The organism is Belliella buryatensis, assembly GCF_900188245.1.
In the GTDB taxonomy this organism is placed as follows: Bacteria; Bacteroidota; Bacteroidia; order Cytophagales; family Cyclobacteriaceae; genus Belliella; species Belliella buryatensis.
The window spans coordinates 261340-279189 of sequence record NZ_FZOK01000003.1 but is presented as its reverse complement, the minus strand read 5'-3'; the positions used below and the strand labels follow the sequence as shown (position 1 = coordinate 279189).

15 protein-coding genes are annotated in these 17850 nt (G+C 39.0%); 12 read left to right on the top strand and 3 right to left on the bottom strand.

Going from position 1 to position 17850, the window contains the following annotated elements; genetic code table 11:
* Positions 1 to 21 precede the first annotated feature (21 nt).
* From CHB66_RS04845 to CHB66_RS04820, 6 genes are all read left to right on the top strand, one after another.
* Positions 22 to 2133 carry a peptidylprolyl isomerase gene (locus CHB66_RS04845; RefSeq protein ID WP_089238521.1) on the top strand — a complete coding sequence of 704 codons (2112 nt, stop codon included), beginning with the start codon at positions 22 to 24 and terminating at the stop codon, positions 2131 to 2133.
* Positions 2134 to 2338: 205 nt separating this feature from the next.
* Positions 2339 to 2605 (top strand): DUF493 family protein, encoded by a 267-nt coding sequence (locus CHB66_RS04840; RefSeq protein WP_089238519.1) that lies wholly within the window; start codon positions 2339 to 2341, stop codon positions 2603 to 2605.
* Positions 2606 to 2772: 167 nt separating this feature from the next.
* Positions 2773 to 3000, top strand: a complete 228-nt coding sequence (locus CHB66_RS04835) for a 4a-hydroxytetrahydrobiopterin dehydratase (protein WP_089238517.1) — start codon at positions 2773 to 2775, stop codon at positions 2998 to 3000.
* Position 3001: 1 nt separating this feature from the next.
* Complete coding sequence (gene rsmI / locus CHB66_RS04830; RefSeq protein ID WP_089238619.1) at positions 3002 to 3688, top strand: 16S rRNA (cytidine(1402)-2'-O)-methyltransferase; 687 nt, start codon at positions 3002 to 3004, stop codon at positions 3686 to 3688.
* Between the two features lie 122 nt (positions 3689 to 3810).
* Positions 3811 to 4605 (top strand): inositol monophosphatase family protein, encoded by a 795-nt coding sequence (locus CHB66_RS04825; protein WP_089238515.1) that lies wholly within the window; start codon positions 3811 to 3813, stop codon positions 4603 to 4605.
* 78 nt (positions 4606 to 4683) lie between these two features.
* Positions 4684 to 7698, top strand: coding sequence for an AsmA-like C-terminal region-containing protein (locus CHB66_RS04820; RefSeq protein ID WP_089238513.1), 3015 nt, complete (start codon positions 4684 to 4686; stop codon positions 7696 to 7698).
* A 172-nt stretch (positions 7699 to 7870) separates the two neighbouring features.
* Here the strand turns inward: CHB66_RS04820 and CHB66_RS04815 are convergent, their stop codons facing one another.
* Positions 7871 to 8776 carry an AEC family transporter gene (locus CHB66_RS04815; RefSeq protein WP_089238511.1) on the bottom strand — a complete coding sequence of 302 codons (906 nt, stop codon included), beginning with the start codon at positions 8774 to 8776 and terminating at the stop codon, positions 7871 to 7873.
* 89 nt (positions 8777 to 8865) lie between these two features.
* Between CHB66_RS04815 and CHB66_RS04810 the strand changes: the two genes are divergently transcribed.
* Positions 8866 to 9096, top strand: a complete 231-nt coding sequence (locus CHB66_RS04810; protein WP_089238509.1) for a hypothetical protein — start codon at positions 8866 to 8868, stop codon at positions 9094 to 9096.
* On the opposite strand, the gene CHB66_RS04805 is transcribed toward CHB66_RS04810, so the two are convergent.
* A complete protein-coding gene (locus CHB66_RS04805) occupies positions 9093 to 9467 on the bottom strand; it encodes a UDP-glucuronosyltransferase (protein WP_089238507.1) in 375 nt (124 codons plus the stop codon). The genes CHB66_RS04810 and CHB66_RS04805 overlap by 4 nt on opposite strands.
* Positions 9468 to 9609: 142 nt before the next feature.
* On the opposite strand from CHB66_RS04805, the gene CHB66_RS04800 reads away from it, so the two are divergent.
* The 4 genes from CHB66_RS04800 to CHB66_RS04785 all read left to right on the top strand — a co-directional run bounded on the left by CHB66_RS04800 (position 9610) and on the right by CHB66_RS04785 (position 14798).
* Positions 9610 to 10743: a hypothetical protein gene (locus tag CHB66_RS04800; RefSeq protein WP_141107369.1), complete on the top strand. Its 1134-nt coding sequence runs from the start codon at positions 9610 to 9612 to the stop codon at positions 10741 to 10743.
* 125 nt (positions 10744 to 10868) lie between these two features.
* Positions 10869 to 11942: a DUF4221 family protein gene (locus tag CHB66_RS04795; RefSeq protein WP_089238503.1), complete on the top strand. Its 1074-nt coding sequence runs from the start codon at positions 10869 to 10871 to the stop codon at positions 11940 to 11942.
* Positions 11943 to 12079: 137 nt separating this feature from the next.
* Complete coding sequence (locus tag CHB66_RS04790; RefSeq protein ID WP_170932431.1) at positions 12080 to 12442, top strand: hypothetical protein; 363 nt, start codon at positions 12080 to 12082, stop codon at positions 12440 to 12442.
* A 91-nt stretch (positions 12443 to 12533) separates the two neighbouring features.
* Complete coding sequence (locus tag CHB66_RS04785) at positions 12534 to 14798, top strand: TonB-dependent receptor (protein WP_089238501.1); 2265 nt, start codon at positions 12534 to 12536, stop codon at positions 14796 to 14798.
* A 228-nt stretch (positions 14799 to 15026) separates the two neighbouring features.
* Here CHB66_RS04785 and CHB66_RS04780 read toward each other — a convergent pair whose 3' ends face one another.
* Positions 15027 to 16157 carry a DUF4221 family protein gene (locus tag CHB66_RS04780; protein ID WP_089238499.1) on the bottom strand — a complete coding sequence of 377 codons (1131 nt, stop codon included), beginning with the start codon at positions 16155 to 16157 and terminating at the stop codon, positions 15027 to 15029.
* Between the two features lie 415 nt (positions 16158 to 16572).
* Between CHB66_RS04780 and CHB66_RS04775 the strand changes: the two genes are divergently transcribed.
* Complete coding sequence (locus CHB66_RS04775) at positions 16573 to 17841, top strand: serine hydroxymethyltransferase (protein WP_089238497.1); 1269 nt, start codon at positions 16573 to 16575, stop codon at positions 17839 to 17841.
* The last annotated feature ends 9 nt before the right edge of the window (positions 17842 to 17850 follow it).

Sequence of the window (17850 nt, the reverse complement as noted above, 5' to 3'; positions counted from 1 at the left end):
GCACTTCAAAAAACCAGAAGAATGGCATTAATTAAAAAAATCAGACAGAGAACAGGTCTTGCAATCGGTGTAATTGCAGTAGGTTTGATATTTTTCCTTGTAGGAGGGGATATATTAAGTCCGAACTCAACCCTTTTAGGGGGTAGTTCAAATAAGGTAGGCGAGATTGCAGGTGAAAGTATTACTTACGAGGAATACATTCAAAAAATCGAAGAAACCAAATTCTCTTTTCAACAAAATACAGGTAGAACGCCATCAGAAGCGGATATGTATAGCATACGAGAGCAAGCTTGGCAAGCCTTGATCGTTGAAAGGGTATTCAAAAATCAATACGAAGCTTTAGGCTTGACCATCTCTGATGCTGAGTTGATAGATATGGTTCAGGGAGAAAATATCATCCCAGAACTGAGGCAACAACTTGTCAATCCTACTACGGGAGAATTTGACAGAGCACAGTTGATCACTTTTCTTCAAAGCTTAGAAAATGCTGGCCCTGAGCAAAGAGCCTTCTGGGCACAACAAGAAAAACTTTTTGCTGACGCAAGGTTGAGAATTAAGTATGACAACTTGTTGGCAACTTCTGAATATGCAACCAAAGCTGAGGGAAGGCTTCAACACAAGATGGCCAATACTATCGCTGATGTTGATCACGTCTTCATTCCGTTCTATGTGATTCCTGATGCAGAAGTAGAGGTGACTGATGCAGAACTCAAGGCTTACATCAATAAGCACAAGGAAAAATTCCAAGTCTCCAATGCTGCAGACTTAGATTATGTAATCTTCAACTTGTATCCAAGTGGAGAGGATTCTACGGCTGTGATTTCTGAAATCAGCAGATTGACTGAAGAATTGAGAGCTTCTGATGCAGATTCTGTATTGGCAGTTAGAAATTCTGAAGGAGCTAATCCTTTCAGAACATACCTTCCTGGTGAAAATTTACCAGAATCGTTGACTAGCAATGTAGATGAGATTGTACCAGGGGAGACTTATGGCCCATTTGTGACGGCAAGATCTACTTATGTGACTTACAAAATCACAGATAAATTTAACGGTACACCTAGAATGAGAGCTAGCCACATTTTGTTTGGAACTCAAGGACTAGAAGATGCAGACAAAGCCGAGGTGAAAGCGCAGGCGGAGGAAATCCTAAAAGAGATCCAAGGTGGACTAAATTTTGCCACTGCAGCCACTCAGTATGGGCAAGACGGAACAGCTCAGAGAGGTGGTGACCTAGGATGGTTTGCAAAGGATGATTTTGTGACAGAATTTGCAGATGCAACTTATGCAGCTAGAGCCACTGGATTGATCAATAAATTGGTGGAAACCGAGTATGGCTATCACATCATCAATGTAACAGAACTTCCTAAAACAGATACATACAAAATCGCAGCTATCGAATTAGAATTGATTCCAAGCGATGCTACTAGAAATGACATCTTCAGACAAGCAGATTCCTTTGCAGCCAATTCTTCCAATGCCAAAGAATTCCAAGCAAACGCAGAAACTCAAGGTTTTAGAATCATTCAAGCAAATGGTGTAGATGCATTCTCAAGAAACTTGAATAACCAAACCAATGCTAGAGAAATCATCAGATGGGCATTTAATGATGCTTCAATAGGAAAAGTTTCTCAGGTTTTTGAATTGGACAACACTTATATCGTTGCTACTCTGAGGGGAAAATATGAAGAAGGCACTGCTTCTTTGGATCAAGTTAGAGCACAAGTGCTCGTTCAAGTAAGAAACGAGAAGAAAGCAGCAAAAATCATGGAAAAAATCAAAGGGAAATCCACTTTGGAAGAGATTAGAGCTGAATTTGGAGATGATGCCTCTTTGGACAATTCTGCTGATCTGACATTAGGTAGTAGTGTATTACCAGGAGTAGGTTTTGCACCAAAAGCTATTGGAGCGATTTTCGGACTGAAAAATTCAGGAGAAATGACTAAGCCCATTCATGAAGATGTAGGAGTTATTGTAGCAAAATTGAATAGTATTACCCCTGCAACAGAGGTAGCTGACTACAATAGTTACCAAGCATCCATTGCTCAGAACAATTCCCAAAGAACCACATATATGATCATGATGGCATTGGAAGACCTAGCCAATGTGAAGGATTATAGATATAAGTTCTTTTAATTAATATGACTGTCTGCTTTTGAGCTAATATACAACTGATAACATACCATAATCATCAGTTGACTGCTAATGGTTCAGGCGGACATAATCATTAAAGAAATACTTTAGAGGAAGACCCGTGATACAGTCACGGGTTTTTTTATGTCTGAATTTTCTTTCATTAATTCGGGTTCAGTATTGTATAAGCATTAAATTCGTAGTGAATATGAAAAACACATTTGATAAACAGGCATTCAAAGAAAAGCTTGAAGCACAGATGAATTTCCCTGCGCTCTATATGTTCAAATTCATCGTACAGGCAGGTAAAGAAAATGAAGTGGCAGCATTATTGCCTAACAATGAGATGAAACTCAAGAGCTCTAGTAAAGGCACTTATGTCAGTGCTACCATAAAAGCGATGATGGGATCTAGCGAAGCAGTGTTGGATGTCTACGAGCGAGCAGCTAAGATAGAGGGAGTTATTTCTCTATAATTTAAAATTCAAGAATAATGGATTTATCAAACTGCGCTAGTAGTATAAAACGAATCTGATCTTGCTCTATTCAGAGATTATTTGCTATTGTCCAATAGCCAGCTATGAACTCAGGATCTAATCCTTATGGTAAAGTAGCGTACAATCATAATTAAAATACTTAGAATATGTGGAAAGAAGAAGATAATAAGCTAAAAAGAACTTTTGAATTCAAAGACTTTCAGGAGGCATTTGCATTTATGACCAGAGTGGCATTTCTTGCAGAACAACAAGGACATCATCCAAACTGGAGCAATGTATACAACACTGTTGCTATAGAACTGACTACACATGATGAAGGCAATATTGTCACCGATAAAGACCGTAAGTTAGCTAAGGCTATCGATGCAATCTGATATGGTAGAGGATAAACACATCAGCTTATTCCTCATCCCTACACCCATTGGTAACCTTGGTGATATTACGCTGAGGGCTATAGAGGTGCTAAAGTCTGTGGATGTCATTCTCGCTGAAGATACTAGGACTACTGGTAAGCTACTTAAGCATCTTGAAATACAACGTCCCCTTCAGAGCTATCATATTTTCAACGAACATAAGACCGTAGAAAAGTTGGTAGAGCGGATGGAAAAGGGAGAAGTAATGGCACTATGCTCTGATGCCGGTACTCCTGCTATCTCAGACCCAGGTTTTTTACTTGTTAGAGCAGTCAGAGATGCCGGCATGGAGGTAAACTGCCTGCCTGGAGCAACTGCTTTTGTTCCAGCACTAGTCAATTCGGGGCTTCCCAATGATCGCTTTACTTTTGAGGGCTTCTTGCCCCATAAAAAAGGTAGAAAAACCCGTATAGAAAAACTCATGGATGAAGAGCGTACGATGATTTTCTATGAATCGCCTCACCGCTTGATGAAAACTTTGGTTCAATTTTCAGAAGCATTTGGAGAAAATCGCATGGCTTGCGTGTCTAGAGAGCTGACAAAAATCTATGAAGAAAATGTCAGAGGCACACTCGCTGAGCTGATCACTTATTACGAAGAGCATCCTATCAAAGGAGAGATCGTCTTGGTCGTGCAGGGGAAAGGGTAAGTTGGTTATTAGTCAATTGGTAGAAAAGGCTTTGGGGAAGTGTTACTTATATTATTGCAAAAGACTGGCTTGGATAGAGTTAGTCCATCAAAATTTTTATAAAAACCTATTAAATAAACACAATGATTGATTTGAATGTGATCTTAGATCAGACCAAGGAAATTGCGAAGGAGGTTGGGGCATTTATAAGACGAGAGCGACAGCATTTTGACCTAGCTAGTGTCGAAGCCAAAGGATTGAATGATCTTGTCTCTTATGTGGATAAGGAAGCCGAGAAAATAATCGTAGCGCGGTTGACTCAGGTTTTGCCTGAAGCGGGGTTTATCACCGAAGAGGGCACCAAGGCTGAGGAAACCAAGGAGTACACTTGGATCATTGATCCATTGGATGGAACGACCAATTTTATTCATGGAATTCCTGTTTTTTGCGTGAGTATAGGCTTGATGAAAGATGAGGAAATTGTCCTTGGGGTAGTTTACGAGGTCAATTTGCACGAATGCTTCTATGCGCTCAAGGGTCAGGGAGCTTATTGCAATGATACCAAAATCACGGTGAGTAAAGCGCCTACTTTATCAGAATCACTTATTGCAACTGGCTTTCCTTACAGTGCATTTGGGCAAATAGATGAATACCTAGGAATCTTGAAAGTACTGATGCAAAAAACACATGGATTGAGAAGGTTAGGGAGTGCAGCGGCTGATTTATGCTATGTAGCCTGTGGGCGTATGGATGCTTATTTCGAATACAATCTTAATTCATATGATGTCGCGGCAGGGTCTTTGATTGTACAAGAAGCAGGAGGTCAAGTCACTGACTTCAAGAAAGGAAATGATTACATCTTTGGCAGGGAGATTCTGGCGAGTAATTCACAAGTTCATGAAGAACTTTGGGAAGAGTTGCATAAAATCTGGTCATAAATCTAGAAAATCACTCTATTGCTTCGCCATCAGCCTCTTCTTTTCGTTGAATGATTTGTAAACATAAACAGGATACATATGAAAAAGACTGTCTATATTGTATTGGCGATTTTTGCTTTTTTACTGGTCGCACTGGTAGCGACCCCATTTATTTTCAAGGATAAGATCATAGAGCGTGTCGATCGGGAGATAGCCCAATCTGTCAATGCGCAAGTGCATTACGACTTTAGAAATATTAGCCTGAGTGTGTTCAAGCGCTTTCCTGACATCAGCATGACTTTGCGGGACTTTGGTATCACGGGAAATCCCCCTTTCCAAAATGATACCCTGGTCCATGTGGCTCAATTTCAGGTAGATTTAAATTTGTGGTCTGTTTTGTTTGCTGATACACCTTCTTTGACGGGTATTCACCTAGATGGAGGAAGTATCTATGTCAAGGTGCTTGAAGATGGGCGTGCTAATTATGACATCACTTATCCTTCAGAAGTAGAGGAAACCAGCGAAAGCAATTTTGAAATTGGAGTGGATCTGATAGAAGTCAATAACTTGACTTTTATTTATGATGACAGGGAATTGGATTACTTCATGGCTTTGGGTAATGTACAGCTAGCTGGAAAAGGAAACTTTACCGCAGATGTCTATCAGCTCCCATTGAAAATGGAGGCGCTCATTGCAGATATCACCTATGAAGGGATCAATTATTTGAGGAATAAAGACTTTAAGGGAAGTACCACGGTAGATGTGGATATGGGGAATATGAAGTTTGCATTCTCAGATGGGGATTTTGGCCTGAATGACTTTCTTTTTGACCTTTACGGCTTTGTAGCTATGCCTGCGTCTGATATTGAATTTGATCTGAATTTTGAAGGCAAAGACAATTCTTTCAGAAGTATTCTTTCTTTGGTGCCTGGCATTTATTCCGAGAGTTTTGCTGGTTTGAAGACCTCAGGAACCATGGATTTCAATGGGTTTTTCAGGGGTATTTATAATGATTCAAGCTTCCCTGCTTTCGATATCAACCTGAATGTGGTAGACGGTATGTTTCAATATCCAGACCTGCCTCGCCCTGTGAGTGATGTACAACTTGCCATGCAAGTAGTCAACACTACGGATAATTTGGATTTCACCAAAGTCAATGTTCCCACATTTTCCTTGAACTTTGGCTCAAATCCAATCTCGGGTAATCTACTTTTGGAAAATTTAGTCACTTATGATATAGACGGTAGATTAGTAGGAAAACTTAACCTTGAAGAATTGACCTCTATCTTCCCCATAGATGGGATGGCACTGCGTGGCATGCTAGATGTCAATGCTACCGCTAAAGGTCGCTATGATTCCATTGCCAATATGATCCCCGCTATCAATGCCAAAATGCTGCTTAGCAATGGTTACATCAAAAGCAGTGAGTATCCAGCTCCCATTGAAAATTTGAATGTCTCCGCCAATATCATCAATACCAGTGGGAAAATGGCGGATTTTCTAGTGGATCTAAGCAACTTTGGCTTTGAGCTGGAAGATGAGGCGATCAGCGGTAACTTGAAAATAGTTGATTTTGATTTGCTCAAATGGGATGGGGCTGTCAAAGGAACCATAGACCTTGGAAAAATTATGGCCATATTTCCTGTGGGGAATACCATCATGGAAGGAAAAATCAGTGCAGATTTGAATACCAAAGGCTCTTACAAAGACGTGGAGCTTGAGCGCTTTGATCGATTGGATACCCGGGGAGAAATGAGCGTGGAGCAGTTTTATTTCACTTCTTATGACTTGCCTCAAGGGATTAGGGTCAATGAGGCCAAGGCTGATTTTACACCAAGTCGCATTAATCTAACTAAGTTTGACTCAAGAGTTGGAGAAAGTCCGTTGACAGCTACAGGCTTCTTGTCTAACTATATGAATTTCTTCCTAAAGGAAAATGAAACACTTAAGGGACAGCTTGCCCTTCAATCCAACCGGTTCAATGTGAATCAATGGATGACTGAGTCAGAAAGTACAGAAGAGACAAGCCTTACGGTCATCGAGTTGCCAACAAATATTGATTTTACCATGTCCTTAAATGCCGCAGAGGTGATCTATGACAACCTCAATTTGAAGCAAGTGAAGGGTAATATGACGCTGAAGGAAGGTGTGCTGAGTTTCAAAGAAGCTTCTATGGCTGCTCTAGGTGGGCAATTGGTGATGAATGGGTCCTACGATCCTAGAGACTTGACCGCTCCGAAGTTTGATTTCAACTTCAATGTGATTGACCTCAGTATTGCAGAGGCTTTTGACAAGTTGAACACTGTCAAAGTTTTAGCCCCTGTGGCGGAGCATTTGACAGGAAAGTTCTCAACTAGGTTAGATTTTTCAGGTCTTCTTGGACAGGATATGATGCCTATATTGTCCTCTTTGGACGGAAAAGGAGTGATTAGGGTATTGGAAGCTGCTTTTCAAAACAGTCCTTTGATCCAGGGCGTGACAAGCTTGACAAGGCTCAATGATACCAATACCTTACAATTCAGAAATCTCAATTTACCAATAGAAATAGAAGACGGAATGCTCAGCTTGAAGCCTGTAGACCTTCGCCTTTGGGACTATCAAGCCAATGTGCAAGGAAGTACGGGTTTTGATGGGAGCATCAATTACCTCGTCAATATGCAAGTTCCAGCTGGCAGATTTGGTGCACAAGCTAATAATTTACTGGCTACTATTTCAGGAACTGAGGCGACTACCTCTACTTTGATCCCAGTAGCCATTACCCTTGGTGGCACTTATGGTAGTCCAAAAGTCGGTCTTGCTGGAGGTAATTCCATAGAGTCACTACTTACCAATGCGCTAAGGTCCAGAGTGAGCTCTGAGCGTGAAAACTTACAGGCGCGTGCCACAGAACAATTCAAAGCAACAGAAGATAGTATCAAAAGTGAGTTGAAGACGAGAGCAGAAGCTTTACAGGATTCTGCAAAAAGAGAAGCTGAGAAGAAGGTTTCCGAAACCAAGGATAGAGCAGTGGAGGAGGCCAAAAATGTACTCAAAGGGATTCTTGGAAACCGGGCAAGACCAGCGGCGAAGCCAGATACTGTTAAAAGAGATACCACGAAGTCGGGTAATAATTAGGCATCTTTGGTTTCACGCAAAGTTTGCGAAGGAGCAAAGTTTCGCCAAGGATCATAAGAAGTAATTGGGATAAAAGGAATTTCAAGTTATCGATAGAAATGTCTAGTATTTTTCTCTGTGTAACCTTGCGTTCCTCCCTTGCAAAAAATGCACCTCTGTGGAATTGATCAAACTATCCCAAGATCCAGTACCAGACTCCCACAGTCACAAAGGAAAGCGGGATGCCTACGCCTACTAAAAGAGAAGCGAGTTTGGGTTCTAGGTCATGGGTAATCGCTATGATAGATCCGGTGATCATGGGTGCCATGGCCATTTCGATCACAGACACTTGGAAAGCCAAGCCTTCTGCTCCCAAAATCCAACCAAACAGCAGCAGCATCACCAAAGGAGCGATCACCAGCTTGTAGCCTAATCCTAGCCAGAGGTATGTAGATTGGATGGCTTGAAAATTGACTTTGAGTTGTAGCCCTACCGCGATCAGTGCCACAGGGGTGAGCGTCTTGGCTACAAGATCAAAGAAGAAATTTAGATCCTCAGGAACACGCAATCCAGTTAAATTCATCGCCAAGGCCAATACAAAAAATGTGAATGGAGGGAATGTCAGGATTTTTTTACTGATATCTCGCTTCCTACTTTTCTCCTTGGCATGAATCGAAGCCACAATGATCGCAAGTGAACTGACGATGATAAATGAGCCTGCTTGATCAATGATCAGGGCTATCTTTAATGCTTCCTCTCCGTACAGTGCATTCACAATCGGAAATCCCACAAAGGAAGTATTGGCTAAGCCAGCTGTGATGATCAGGCAACCTGTGAGTGATGAACTCCATCGATAAATGCGCCCCAGTGAACCAAAAAGTAACCAAGAAAGCCCAAATGAAATCCAAGCAACCGATGCGGGCATAAGCAAGCTGCTATCAAGGTTGATTTCAGGAATCAACCTGAGCGAAAGCATCGGTAGGACCAAGTAAATCAGGTATTTGTTCAGGTATTGGGCGGTATGGAGCGGAAGTAGCTTGACCTTTTGCAGTAGCAAGCCCAGCAGAAGAAAAATCAGAATCAGGAAGAGTTTGTCCATAAGCGATCAAAGTTAACACAATCATAATTTTGTCTTGACAGCTGCTATCAGAATATCTACTTTTTTTGTCAAGACAAAATTAAAAGAGCATGACAAGACTGATACCCATTGAGATAGAAGACAAGAAGCTGGTTCAGTTGGCCCAACTGACCATCGATCAGGCCAATGATTTGAGGAGTTGGTTACCTTCTGATAGTCTGAAAAAAGTCAGCCTTCATGGCGTAGACCTTCAAGATTGTGTGGAATTTGAGACTTATGATTATTGGTTCAAGAGCCACCATATCCTGAGCAAATCATACCAGACGATTTTAGATTTTTAGATCATTCCAAAAGTTTTTCGCTTTTCGCTAAAGTAGCGCTCTAGTTCTTGGTAGAGCAGACTTTCAGCAAGGGGAATCCCAGCTAAAGTGAGCTGAATGTTTCCTTGTGCTGTACTGGGTGTCACATCCATGGTTTCAATCATAAAAATCAGCTCTTGAAGTGTCAGCGGTTGATCAGACTTTTCGGGATTCAGCTTGATTTCATTGCCATAAAAATCCACCGCTTCATAGTAATACACACCATCCAAGGCATTGGCATAAATGCTAATTTCTTCACCCCACTGACTTTCAGGATAACTCAGCTTACAAAGCAACGTATTCGGCCCTGTTCCATTGAAATAACTTTCCGGTCTATAATTAAAATTGATCACGGAGTAAAATTAGGGATAATTATTTGTCTTGGTAGAAAGCCTCGTTTGTATTCACACAAATTTATTTCAACTAATTAATAGTCAGGTTAGGATAATTTAATATCTTGATAAAATTATAGGTTTTACTTTAAATAGAGATTAAATGAGATTGCTCTTATTAATTTCAGTTGTTATAGCGTTCGTGTCGTGCTCAAGTAAATTAGAAAAGGATATTAGAGTTCAGGATACATTTGAAATAAATAGAGATTTAGAAGTTGAGTTAATTGAGTTTGACTCAATCACAAGTTCTAGTGATGGTTTTTTTAGGTTTCTTAATGATGAATTTTATTATTTTGATATCAGGTTTTCATCGGTACAGATTTATTCTAAAGATGGAAAATTTAAGCGATCAGCACTAGGAAAAGGTGATGGTCCAAACGAAATTAATTCTTTCAAATACCATATTTTCAAACAGGATGGTAGTAGTTTGTTTTTAGCAACTAACAATCAGTTGTCACAATATTCACCAGTATTCAGTAAGGAAAAAGCAGTAAATCAACTTGATTTTAATAGAGAAAAGGATGAATATAAACGAGCTGAGTATCTTGAGATAGGGACTTATGCTTATGATTTTTACAATTTTAGAAATTCCTCAAATCTTCTGTTTTTAAAAGATGATCATATCTATTTCCCTCTTTATATATCTCCAAATATTAATAAAGAGTTAAATGGCTACAATGGCAATTTTGATTATTATGAAAAATCTTTGTTGATCGGAAAAGCTGATATTAATAGTGGAAAAGTAATAAAAGTGTTTGGAGAAAGGTCTCAATCTGCCTTGGCCAAAGGTTTTGTTGAAAGTTTAGATTTCGTAACAATTGCATTTAAAGATGATAATATCCTTGTTGGGCATGCATTAGATAATGATATACAAGTTTACGATCAGCTTGAGAATTACCTTGAGACATTGACAGTAGATTATGATATTTTGGATGAAAATTATATACAGATAAAATCTTATGAAGAGTCAGAGAAAACCTGGCAAAAAGTATATCGAGATCAAGCCTTTTATTATCATCTATATGTTTCAGATGAATTGATATTCAGAAGTTACAATAAAAAATTAGATGAAGATGGTCTAATTATTTTAAGAGGAAACACAATTATTGCAGATGTTTCTGTTCCTAAAAGATTTAGCATTTTAGGTGAAGATGATGAGTTTTTTTATGCGGATGGGTTGATTGATGATGAAAATGAAAAATATGGTGTATATAAGTTTAAAAAAGGAATTGAATGAAAAAAGGTCTATTGAAAAAGGGATTGAAGAAGCTGATAATGGGATTTTAAAACCACAGTCTGAAGCAAAGAAAATTTATGAAAATTGCTTGTAAAGTTTTTTTAGACTTATAATAAGTACTAAGTATGAAAGTAAAATATCTTTTATTATTATTTTGGATTTGTTTTTCTTGCTCTAAAAGTTCTGAAAAAGTTCAAGTAAATAAAGATTCACAAGTTCAAAAAAGTATCACTTTTAAACTGGACGACGAATCTCCGAATTTCTTTTTCCTTTACCGATACCATGAAGGAAAAATAGTGAATTACAACCATGCAAGACATAGTCTGGATTTTTTTAAAACAGATGGATTAAGCAAAAGAATTAAGCTTCAAACTGATGGCCCAGAAAGAGTTCCCAGAGTGGATGGATTCTACATTGACGATGAAATGATTTTTATTCCGGGCCAGGTTGGTGAATTAATTGTCTTGAACTTATCAGGGGATTTAATTCGGAGATATAGGAACCTGACAAATAATTCAGGCGATTTTATTACACCAAACTTATTTACTTATAACAAGCCACTTTTAAAAGATGGGATGCTGTATTTTTCTGCACTTTCTTATAAAAAATTAACTGAGATAATCTATTCAGAAGAAACCTTAATTTATGAGTTAAATTTAGAATCTGGTGAGATACATGAGATTATGAAGTATCCAAAAACAGATATTGAAAAAGTAATTTCAATGGAATATCATATGGCAAATAATGTTATTCAATTTCCAAATAAGACCATTCTTAATTTTTCAAATAGTTCTGACATCTATTACTACACAAATGAAAAATGGTCCACCAAATCTATAGCATCTGAATATTTTAAGTCAGTGACTTCATATAAGGGGGATAAAATTGATGATGCTTTTGAGGCCAAAGAACATCTTTTTGATAATGGAATTTATAGTGCTTTAATTCACGATCAATTCAGGGGTTTATTTTATAGGATTTATTCTTTGCCAAAACTCCCAGGAGTAGCCGATTATAGAAGAATTCAATTCCTAACTGTTTTAGATCAGGACTTCAATCTAATTGAAGAATTCCCTTTTCCGAATGGTCTATACGCTCAAGGTCATTTTGTAAATAAAGATGGATTTTATGTTTATGATTCGAATCATGCTCAAGAAAATGAAGAGGAAATAAAATTTGTAAGAATATATCCAAAATAATAATTTTTCTTAATCGGTTTATTACCTCCCAAACCCCAAAATCCCTCCAATAAGTAATTCTATCAAAGTCAACTCAACTTTCTTCGCTATATTCGCAACCAAACAGCAAATATCTAGTTTGAAGATTATTGTAAAGCGTGAGTCAATTTAGAAACATATTACCTCTTTTCAGCCATTTCTGTTTGGCATTGTTGCTAAGTGTATTAGCGAACGGGGTATTCTTTTTTCACTCCCACGAGCTTGAAAATGGGCGTATTATCACTCACGCCCACCCCTTATTGACAGAAGAACAACAGGAACTTCCTGACCATGGCCACACTGAGGAGGAATTGATCTTCTTGGATTTGATTGCCCATGCTGATTATCTTGTTTTTGACTTTGAATACCTGCTTCCAGAAATTGCGCCGCTTATCGCCACGCAGGACATGTTTGCCTCCGCAGCAGTTGCTGTTTATGAGTTAGAGTTTGGCTTTGACCACAGAGGCCCGCCAGTGGTCTGATTTTTCTTTCTTGATTTTTGGCTTCATCACCTCATGTTTAGAGGAAGCCTTTTTACCATATTTTCTTACCAAAAAATTATCGTACAATTTTATGCGACTGATTATACTCGTTGCTGCATGTTTCCTATCATTGGGCGCATGGGCATCTCAAAATATCTCTGTTGATGGCAAAGTCATCGACAAAAACACCAGACAACCCATTCCTGGTGTATCAGTTTATATTCCCGAGTTGAGTAGGGGGGTAGTTACAGATCTAGAGGGGTCATTTTCCCTCAATGCGCTACCAGAAAGAACGCTTACGGTTCAGTTTTCATTTGTGGGCTATGGCACCCAAACACAAACGTTTAGAGTTTCTAATAGCGCCAACTTGATCATTGAGTTGGAAGAAAGTGTTTCTAGCATCGATGAAGTAGTGGTGTCAGGCGCTTACATCATGAGCAAAGAGAGCTCTCCAATAGCCATAGAGAAAGTAAGCCGTGATGCAATACTCAAAATGCCAGCACCAAGTTTGATGACAGCCTTGACGCGTACGCCTGGTGTCAATGAAATATCCCTTGGGCCAGGTATCAGTAAGCCAGTCATCAGAGGGCTTTCATTCAGTAGAGTGCTTTCTGTGTACCAAGGTGGAAGATTTGAAAACCAACAATGGGGAGCAGATCATGGTCTTGGGCTAGCGGAAACAGGCATCAGCGATATAGAGCTGATCAAAGGCCCTGCCTCGATCATCTATGGTTCAGGAGCCATGGCAGGCGTGGTCAATTTGATTGAAGAAAAAGATGCTTCTGCCGGAAATGTAGAAGGGGATGTCAATCTGAGAGGTTATAGCAACTCCTTAGGCTTGAGGTCTGAAGCAGGTGTAAAAGGAGCCACAGAGAATGGGTTTGTTTGGTCACTCAGAGCAGCAGCGGAATCCCATGCAGATTATTTGGACGGAGATGGCAATACCATTGGCAATACCCGATTCAATACACAGAATGTCAAGGCGGGTATTGGATTGAAGAAAAAGTGGGGAGATACACGCTTGAGATATACCTTCTTAAATCAGAAGTTGGGCATTGTGGAAGAAGACGAAGTGGATGAATTGGCCACTGGTAGAAATGATAGAGCCATGCAGTTGCCATTTCAGGATGTGACCGATCATTTCATTAACTCGGAAACCAATGTCTTCATAGGAGAGGATCGATTAAAAGCTACTTTCGGACTTCATTTGAACAATAGAAAGGAAATCGAAGAGGATATCAATGAAATAGATCTTGGACTACGTCAATCGAATTTCATGTATGATATCAAGTATTTCAAAGAATTGACTCCGGGATTAGAAGCTATAGTAGGTATTCAAGGGTTTTATTTACAGAATAATAACATGCAGGAAGCTGAAGAGATTCTAATCCCAGATGCAACTAAGGATGATCGCTCTGTTTATTTGCTATTGAACTATAACAAAGATAAGTGGGTAGCTCAAGGAGGAATTAGGTATGATTATAGGAAAGTAGTGGCCGATGCTAGCGCCCCTAATCTGGTAGATTATGGGTTTTTGCTTCCTGGAGAACCAGCAGATAGGACATTGACTAGGACTTTTGATGGTGTAACAGCCAGTGCGGGGACTACTTATAGACCTAATTCGGAATGGAGATTCCGATTGAATGTGGCACAAGGTTTCAGAGCGCCTGATTTGGGTGAGTTGTTTTCCAATGGACCACACCCTGGTACCAATAGATTTGAAAGAGGCAATGCTGATTTTGTCAGAGAGCAGAACATTCAGACAGATTTTGGTATCCGATATAGTAAATCTGATTTCTCCATTTCAGGTGAAGTATTTTATAATCATATAGACAATTATATTTTCTTCTCTCCTACGGCAGAGACGATGGGAGAATTGACCGTATGGGAATTTGAGCAGGCTGATGCAAGACTATATGGAGGAGAGATCGAATTGGATATTCATCCAAGAGCGGCTAAGTGGCTTTCTGGATCGACTTCCTACAGCATGGTGATCGGTCAGAGAAGATCGGACATGAGCTTTTTGCCATATATTCCTGCCTTCCGTTGGAATCAATCCATAGACTTCAGATTGAATGACATTGGATCCTTATCCAAGCCATACATCAGTTTAGTTGGTTCTTGGATATTTGATCAAAACAGAGCGGCCCCTTTAGAAGAAGAGACACCAGGATACTACCTCTTAGGTTTAAATATTGGTAGTCAGGTGATGGTAGGGAAGAAACCTTTGGATGTGTACGTGAGTGGATCCAATATTTTGAATACAACTTACCTAGATCACCTATCACTCTTCAGACCTTTTGGAGTGAATCAAATGGGTAGAAATGTAGCCTTGAATGTGAGGATACCGTTTTGAGAAGCAAGAGACTAAAAGTGAGACATAAAATACAAGACTCAAGACTTCCTTAAATATATTTTACAGATGAAAATAACCCTCTAAATGATTAGTTTGGAGGGTTATTTTGTTTTAAAGTTTGGATAAATTCCCAAAGGCCTATTACCATGAAAAACGCAATTTTGACTTACGATTTTCATGGTAAAACAGAAATTTGTTAGCACCAATTCTCTACTTGGAACAATCCTTTTATCTAATTTTTAAACGAATAAAACCCATTTCATCATTTATATTCTCAAAGACCCAGAGCATTCCGTCTTTCACAAAATGACGACTTGGAGCCTTGGAGTAATTTTCCATTAATGTTTCCGAAACTACCGTAAAATCTTTATCCATCAATAACAAATGTACCTCTGCACCGTCTGAAGTTAACTTCCCGTCGATTTCTTGATTTCTATTGTAATGCACAAAACGATAATAGAGCTGCTTATTTTCATCCCAATGTGGCGGACTAAAGTTGATATCTTCTCCAAGGTTTCTGTTGTAAATAGAAAACTCTTCCATGGTTTCCACTACAGAAGGGATTTTGACTGATTTTTTGGAAGGTAAAACTAGTGGTTTTGCCAGATGATGTGTGAAGCTTTCTGTTTCTAAATCATACACATATAAATCAGAACCAATTTTGTTCGAGAGGATTAACTTATTCTTTGATTTTACTAGTTCCAACCAATCACCCAATACTGCTCTTGGGTTTCCTCCATCTGAAAAAACCATCTTAAATTCTGTGAGATAATCAAATTCAGGAATAAGGAAATTTTGGAATGTTTTATTTTGAGTATCAACAAGACCAAATAAACTGGGTTTTTCAGCCCATTCATTTAACAAAGCAAAAAGTTTATTTTGATCATTGGGGTTTACCAGCAAGGCCCTTTCATTATAGCCAGAAAGCACTTTATCCCCGCCGAGTTCTTCCAGTTTAAGATCAATATTCTTTGTTTTTACCCCATTCAAATCAAAAACTCCCTTATTGCTGAAACTTCCGATAAATATTTGATCTTCTGATAGAGTTTGAAATTGCATTGGGAATCTACCAACCCCATTTGGTCCCTCTTCATCATATTGTATTCTCTTTACAAACTCCAACTTATCCAGATCAACAATTTCCAGATTTAATGTCATAGGGTGTATATAGTAAAGGCTTTTATAATCAGGGCTGAGGTCAGAAAACATCAAGTCACCTATTAAATTCAGTATCTCACCTTTGGAATCCACCATCACAGTATCAATCTTTACAGTTAGGTTTGAGAAATGAGCTTGTTTTTCATTTCCACCACAAGAAAATAAGAGGACAGAGAAGACTAGTAAAAGATAATTTTTCATAGAGTTGATTTTAGTTACAAAGTAATCACTAAATAATTAAGAACAAAAAAATTTCTAATGTCACTAGTTTTAGTCTTTGAAAATCTATGATTTATCTTGACAAGATATGTGACCTTAAAATCATTGAAATTTAATGTCATATGAATAATGCCCATTAAGTTTAATGTCAAATTATGCCACTCACATTAAATAATGGATTATTTGAGGTGAGTATTTTGCAAAATGAATGCCTGCCTGGATTTTAGATCATGGTAACTTTTAAATCTATCAACATGTATCCAAACAATCTTTCGTAATACCAACATGTATTTGTGCTGTAGATAAATTGTTATAGCATTTCCCTTTTAGCCTTTTATTCAATTGGATAATCCATCGAATAAAACTAATTTTGGGCAACCTATTAAAAATCATATCCATGAAAAGAGATCAGGCAATCTTTGACCTCATTGCAAAAGAAGAAAACCGTCAGAAGACTGGTATTGAATTGATCGCATCTGAAAACTTCACCAGCAAGCAGGTGATGGAAGCGGCAGGAAGTGTGTTGACCAACAAATACGCAGAGGGTCTTCCCAATAAGCGGTATTATGGTGGCTGCGAAGTAGTAGATCAAATTGAGCAATTGGCCATAGATCGCGCCAAGGAACTTTTCGGAGCGACATGGGCCAACGTACAGCCACACTCTGGTGCACAAGCCAATGCTGCGGTATTCTTGGCAGTTTTGAATGCTGGAGATTCCATTTTAGGTTTTGATTTGGCGCATGGAGGACATTTGACACATGGTTCGCCAGTGAATTTTTCAGGAAAATTATACAAGCCACACTTCTACGGTGTAGAAGAAGAGACTGGTTTGATTGATTATGATAAAGTAGAGGCAACAGCGCTTGAAGTGAAGCCTAAGTTATTGATCTGTGGCGCTTCAGCATACAGTAGAGACTGGGATTATGAGCGCTTGAGAGATATTGCAGACCAAGTTGGGGCACTGCTTTTAGCCGATATTTCTCATCCATCTGGTTTGATTGCAAGAGGTTTGTTGAATGATCCATTGGAATTCTGCCATATTGTAACGACAACTACGCACAAGACTTTGAGAGGTCCAAGAGGTGGATTGATCTTAATGAGAGAAGATTTTGATAATCCATTTGGAATCAAGACGCCTAAGGGTGAATTGAGAAAAATGTCTGCATTGTTGGATTCAGGAGTATTCCCTGGTACCCAGGGTGGCCCATTGGAGCATATCATTGCGGCTAAGGCAGTAGCTTTCCAAGAGGCGCTTTCTGATGAATACATGGAGTATGTAGTACAGGTAAAGCAAAATGCTGCTGTGATGGCTGATCAATTTGTCAAATTAGGGTACAAGATCATTTCTGGAGGTACAGATAATCACCTGATGTTGATCGACCTAGGCAACAAAGAGCTGACAGGTAAAATAGCAGAAGAGACCTTAGGCAAAGTAGATATCACGATCAATAAAAACATGGTTCCTTTTGACAAGCGCTCACCATTTGTAACTTCTGGTATGCGTGTAGGAACGGCAGCTGTGACTACGAGAGGCCTAAAAGAATCAGATATGGTCCGTATCGTATCATTGATTGACAATGCACTGACCAATCACGACAATGATGCAACCTTAGCTAAGATCAAGTCAGAAGTTAATGAGTGGATGGTTCAATTCCCATTATATTAATTACCCAAA